Source organism: Helicobacter mehlei (assembly GCF_007280785.1).
GTDB classification, from domain to species: domain Bacteria; phylum Campylobacterota; class Campylobacteria; order Campylobacterales; family Helicobacteraceae; genus Helicobacter; species Helicobacter mehlei.
In genome coordinates this window covers 1-4,833 of the sequence record NZ_VKGC01000036.1, presented here as the reverse complement: position 1 = coordinate 4,833, position 4,833 = coordinate 1, and the positions used below count along the sequence as shown (strand labels likewise).

The 4,833-nt window shown below is 44.4% G+C and carries 5 protein-coding genes and 2 pseudogenes; 1 reads left to right on the top strand and 6 read right to left on the bottom strand.

Going from position 1 to position 4,833, the window contains the following annotated elements; genetic code table 11:
• The 4 genes and pseudogenes from FNE76_RS07870 to FNE76_RS07855 all read right to left on the bottom strand — a co-directional run.
• Window positions 1-235, bottom strand: a pseudogene (locus FNE76_RS07870) (helix-turn-helix domain-containing protein); the annotation flags it as partial.
• Between the two features lie 200 nt (window positions 236-435).
• The gene (locus tag FNE76_RS07865) at window positions 436-1,299 is read right to left on the bottom strand and encodes an adenine-specific methyltransferase EcoRI family protein (protein WP_235895375.1); all 864 of its coding nucleotides are present in this window, start codon (window positions 1,297-1,299) and stop codon (window positions 436-438) included.
• A 65-nt stretch (window positions 1,300-1,364) separates the two neighbouring features.
• Entirely contained in the window at window positions 1,365-1,874 is a 510-nt protein-coding gene (locus FNE76_RS08795) for a GIY-YIG nuclease family protein (protein WP_143928483.1), read from the bottom strand.
• 120 nt (window positions 1,875-1,994) lie between these two features.
• Window positions 1,995-2,498, bottom strand: coding sequence for a pyruvate kinase (locus FNE76_RS07855; RefSeq protein WP_120948816.1), 504 nt, complete (start codon window positions 2,496-2,498; stop codon window positions 1,995-1,997).
• A gap of 194 nt (window positions 2,499-2,692) precedes the next feature.
• On the opposite strand from FNE76_RS07855, the gene FNE76_RS07850 reads away from it, so the two are divergent.
• Window positions 2,693-3,961 (top strand): alpha/beta hydrolase-fold protein, encoded by a 1,269-nt coding sequence (locus FNE76_RS07850; RefSeq protein WP_162983128.1) that lies wholly within the window; start codon window positions 2,693-2,695, stop codon window positions 3,959-3,961.
• A 158-nt stretch (window positions 3,962-4,119) separates the two neighbouring features.
• On the opposite strand, the gene FNE76_RS07845 is transcribed toward FNE76_RS07850, so the two are convergent.
• Both FNE76_RS07845 and FNE76_RS08330 read right to left on the bottom strand, forming a co-directional pair.
• Window positions 4,120-4,332: a hypothetical protein gene (locus FNE76_RS07845; protein ID WP_185963036.1), complete on the bottom strand. Its 213-nt coding sequence runs from the start codon at window positions 4,330-4,332 to the stop codon at window positions 4,120-4,122.
• Between the two features lie 184 nt (window positions 4,333-4,516).
• Window positions 4,517-4,833, bottom strand: a pseudogene (locus FNE76_RS08330) (hypothetical protein); the annotation flags it as partial.

The following is a 4,833-nucleotide window of genomic DNA, read 5'->3' as shown; positions in this document are numbered from 1 at the left end:
AAAGAATTTATCAAAAGCTATAGTTAGTTGCCTTAATACCACTTGCAAGCTTTGAGAGTTGCATTCGTTTAGGTAAGTGTAAGTCTCTTGTTTTTTGAGAGTAGTGAGCACCTTTTGCATGCTAAAGTAATTTCCTCTAATGCCTTGTGCGTATTGTTTTTGGCGGTATTCTAAAAAGTAGTTATAGACCACCCTAACAGCCAAAGTGCTTGTGTATCAAGGTTTTTTGCCCAATACTAGGGTGAACCGCCCCTCCCCAAAGGGAGGAGCTTCCCAACTAACAGAAATCAGCGTTTCTTAAGCTCGAAAAGCTTTGCATTTTAGAATCTGCAAGGCTAGTTCCTAGTCCAAGAGACTTTACCCCGCCCTTAAGATATTCTTGGTGGCATTGATGTCTCTATGCTCTATAAAGAAAGCTCAAAAAATCCCACCCCCTCACTTTTTGCAAATTAAAACCCTTTTAAACTTTTCCTTGCCATCAATGTAGGGGTGATATTGCGTTAGTTGCGCGATTTTAAACCCACACTCCAGCACGCCGTTTAAAATAGGATTAGTCGACACCGCAAAGGGCAAAGTATAGTCGCTAGGGATATAGCTATGATCCACCAGCAACACCCCGTTGTCATCAAATTTTTTATAGGTGTCGGGGATGTGATCAAGAGGCATAAGTTTTAGTCTTGCGGTATTGGGTCTATTTTTAATAACAAAGTTTGTAAAGAAATGCCCGGCTGCACGCACTAATTGGCGTTTGGGGTTTAAATACCAATACACGCTATGAAAACCCGGTCTTACCTTATTTTGTGCAAAATAGGGAATGCAAGCGGTGCTGATGGGGAGTGTAACATTGGAGAGGATAATGAATTTCTTTTTACTCTTAATGAGAATCTGCCAATATTCTATGGCACGCGAAAAGGGCGGATTGGTGCAGACAATGTCGGCTTCTTCATTCAAAATTCTTAAGGACTCCGCCTCTTCAAACCCCCCATTGTAATTAGGCGGGGTGTGCTTCATCTCGTGTGCGCCCTCTTTGGTAAAAATATAGCCCCGTGCGCCGGCGTTGAATAAATCTTGCGGACTGCCATAATGCGTGCAGATAAGTTTTTTCAGCTTGAGTCTGAAGAAGTGCTTTAAGAAGTAGAGAGCAAACGCGCTAGAGTCGGTATAATCTCTATTCTCTCCAATGGCATCATCGCAGTTACAAAATACGACTTTATTTTTCCATATTGCTATAGGGTATTGGGATAACTCTTTTTCTACATCCTCGTATCGGGTGTAAAACTCGTCATTTTTGACACGCATCGCCTTGTTTAAAATGTCAGCTCTTGCAAGTCTCCGTTCTTGCAGACTGGGCGTGGTGAGGGGCTTTAGGGCGCGTTTTGCTGGGGGGGGGGGGGGGGGGGGGGGGGGGGGGCGGGGGGGGGGGGGGGGGGGGGGGGGGGGGGGGGGGGGGGGGGGGGGGGGGGGGGGGGGGGGGGGGGGGGGGGGGGGGTGGGGGGGGGGGGGGGGGGGGGGGGGGGGGGGGGGGGGGGGGGGGGGTGGGGGGGGGGGGGGGGGGGGGGGATACTCACTTGGGCTAAAAATAAGGGATGGGCTTTAATATAGCTCAGATAATTCTCAAAAAGGCTAGGGTTATAAAAATAGATTTCTCTCGTCTGCACTTCTCTTAAATGGGCAAAAGCGTTTTTAATGTCCTGCTCGATTTGGCGCATATTAGCCACTTCACAAGTGAAAAGATAGCGATAAGTGTTCTCTCGTGATTGCCCCGTAACGCTGTTGTATTCTTTAAGCCGCCTTTTTAGGTCATGGGTAATACCAATTTTGCACTTGCTAGGCTCTAGACTGGATTGGACAAGGTAGAGGTATTGTTTGGGCATGGGTCTTTCCTAAATTTGCAAAGGGGTATTTTAACACAAGGACAGCTATTTTCTTAGATTTGAGAATCTGCGCAAGCCCCCGCCTTTCTCACCCTTGCAAAGGGTAACATAGGAGATTTTTTAAACTAAAATAACCCTCTCACCTTTAGCTTTTAAGGATTCTTGCACCTTTTCATACCACCCCATAATAATTTGCGAGGTTTCTGCCCCCGGGCTTATGCATTTGTTTAACGTGCCTCTACCCTGTGGGATTGTTTGCCCCTCACCTGCCCAAGCTAAGATTTTAACAGGTCGTCTGTAGTGCATCCAATCCACTGAAAGGTCTTCTTTTTCAGTAACACATAGAGCGCGATCTTTTCTAATGTCATATGCCCCGCCAATGACTTGGGTGAGCGCAACGAGTGCTTGCCCATGTTTGATTGCCACAATGTCATTTACCCGCATCACTTCTAAGAAATCTTTAATTTGCCCTTTCTTCTCTTCCCAATCTGCTAAACCGATGAAATGATATTTTTCTAAAATTTGGCGCACATTTAGCACACCCCATGCCTGTTGCATATGTTGCTGACTAAGTTGCATGTGCCAAAGTTCTTGAAAGGGGATACCTGAAACATCTACAACCATCAAAACCCCCTAATTTTATGAATATCCTAGTGCTTTATCCTAGACCAATCCCCACCCCACACCCCTAGCCTTAGGGTCCCACAAAAAAGCTTAAAGAATCTTGAATGCTAAAAGCTCAAATTCTAAAACAGAAAACAACTTTTTTAAGCTACAATGCTTGCGTTACTCTTATATCAAGTATCAAGGATTGGGCGTTGTTGTCGCGTAGGGCATTTATTATTAAAGGGACAGAGGTTCTTTTGGGGCTCAGTGTGCCTCTTTTGGGGCACGATAGAGTGTCCATTAAAGAAGTGTTGGGTATTGTGCATGTCTTTGGCGATGGGGCCAAGTTAGATACCCTTAGCATCGCCTATAACACAGAGATTTCCAGAGTGCACAAACAAGACTTTAAAGTGTTGGGGCGCTTAATCACAGATGTCTATATCAGTCAAGATGCTAGGGGGGAGAAGCGCGTAGCCAGTGGAAAGTTTGTGATCTTAAAATTAAAAGAGCCCAAGTTAGCTTTATTGACAAGTATCCAACACCATAAGCCAGATCCACAACACAAAAAGAAATTTGTCGCTGGTGGCAAACCCGGGCACACCCTGAAATTACAAACCCCCACAGCGCAACTTGTTGAAACTAAAAATAGCCAAAAAATATGGAAACTCTCTAGGGTATCTTATCCCATCATAGAGAATTTTAAAGCTTTCACATTTGAAGATAAAATCTTGCGAAGAACTTTGCGCTACAATCTGTTTATCCCTAAACACCAAAATAACCAACCCCTCCCTTTGGTGCTTTTCATGCACGATGCGGGCACAACGGGTACTTTACAGCAGGCTACCTTGTTGCAAGGTTTGGGGGCACTCATTTGGGCACATCCAGAAGAACAGCGCAAACGCCCCTGCTATGTGCTCGCCCCGCAATATGATGAAATTGTAGTTGATGACAACTCACAAGCCTCAGCCATGCTAGATGTAACCATGCACCTAGTTCAAGAGATAAGCCAAAAATATCCCATAGATACCTCCAGAATCTATACTACAGGGCAATCTATGGGTTGCATGATGTCCATAGCCCTGCTCATCAAATACCCACATTTCTTTGCCAGTGCCTTTTTAGTGGCGGGGCGTTGGGATGCGCATTTGTGTGATCCTCTAGCACAGGATAAATTTTGGCTGCTCACCTCCAGCGATGACATGGGTAGCTTTGCATTTAGCAACGCCATTATAGAGAGATCAGAACGCAGGAGAGCTAAAGTGGCTAAGGCTATTTGGAATGGCAAATGGGATCAAGTACGATTTAAACAAGCTTGCCAAGAGATGATCGCCCAAAATGCTCCGATCAATTATGCTGTGTTTCAAAAAAATAGCCTGTTAGGTACAGATAAAATAAGCGCGCACCGCAATACTTGGCGTATAGCCTATACAATTGAGCCCATCCGTGCATGGCTTTTTGCGCAACGCCTAGAGAAAGACTAAAAGCAGATTGTCTATGACAAAAAGCAAGCTTTAAGGCTGTAAAGCAGCCAAAGACTTCAAAAAGATTTAAAACACACAGAAAAAGCGAGGCGCATACACCAACTCCCCCATCCCCTACCTTTCTTACCCTTGCAAAGGACAACCTACCCTACCTTTTGCTACCACTCCTTACCCTTATGCTCCTGTGCCTTAGCCTCATTTTGCTTTTGGGATTTATACTGGTATTGTGCTTGTGCCATGTAGTTTTTGGCGGCTTCTTTATCCCCCCTCACCTCTGCTTCCTTGCTTTGGGCGTAGTAGCGATCCCCTTGCTTTTTGTTGTTTTCTGCCCGTTGTCTAAACATGTCCTCTTGGTTTTTGTAGTAAGCCATTGAAACCCTTTCTATGGAAGGACGGGAAGCCACTTAAGACCCCGTTGAAATTTACTGCGGATCACATCCTCCAGTTGTTTAAAACTTTCGTATTTGTTTCTAAATTCACCTACTAGGCAGGACATCACAAATTTATGGCAATTGATTTGATCTTTTGCTTCAGACCACAAATTCGTAGCGGGGATTATGTCATATTCTTTGCCTCTTTTAAAGACACTTTCAATTTTTCTATATTTTCCATAACCTTTTCTGAACCAATCGGCCTATTATCGTTATCGCAGGCAACAAAAATCTCCCCTGTTTCTTTGAGGTTACCCTCTTGTTCATCCTCTAGTGGCGTGATAAAGTGGCGAGGAGACGGGGCTAACCTTATAAAACCCTTACCATTTTTATTAATTAACTCTAAAATCTTGTTATTCCCCACATAAATTCCTGAATGCTCAAAATATGTTTTCATTTCATATTTGTCATCAGTGAAAAATTTTGTAATGGCATTTCCTA

Excerpts from the sequence above, each read along its gene's own strand:
- FNE76_RS07855 (WP_120948816.1), bottom strand. The coding sequence starts at position 2,498 with ATGGTTGTAGATGTTTCAGGTATCCCCTTTCAAGAACTTTGGCACATG.
- FNE76_RS07845 (WP_185963036.1), bottom strand. The coding sequence starts at position 4,332 with ATGGCTTACTACAAAAACCAAGAGGACATGTTTAGACAACGGGCAGAA.
- FNE76_RS07865 (WP_235895375.1), bottom strand. The coding sequence starts at position 1,299 with ATGCGTGTCAAAAATGACGAGTTTTACACCCGATACGAGGATGTAGAA.
- FNE76_RS08795 (WP_143928483.1), bottom strand. The coding sequence starts at position 1,874 with ATGCCCAAACAATACCTCTACCTTGTCCAATCCAGTCTAGAGCCTAGC.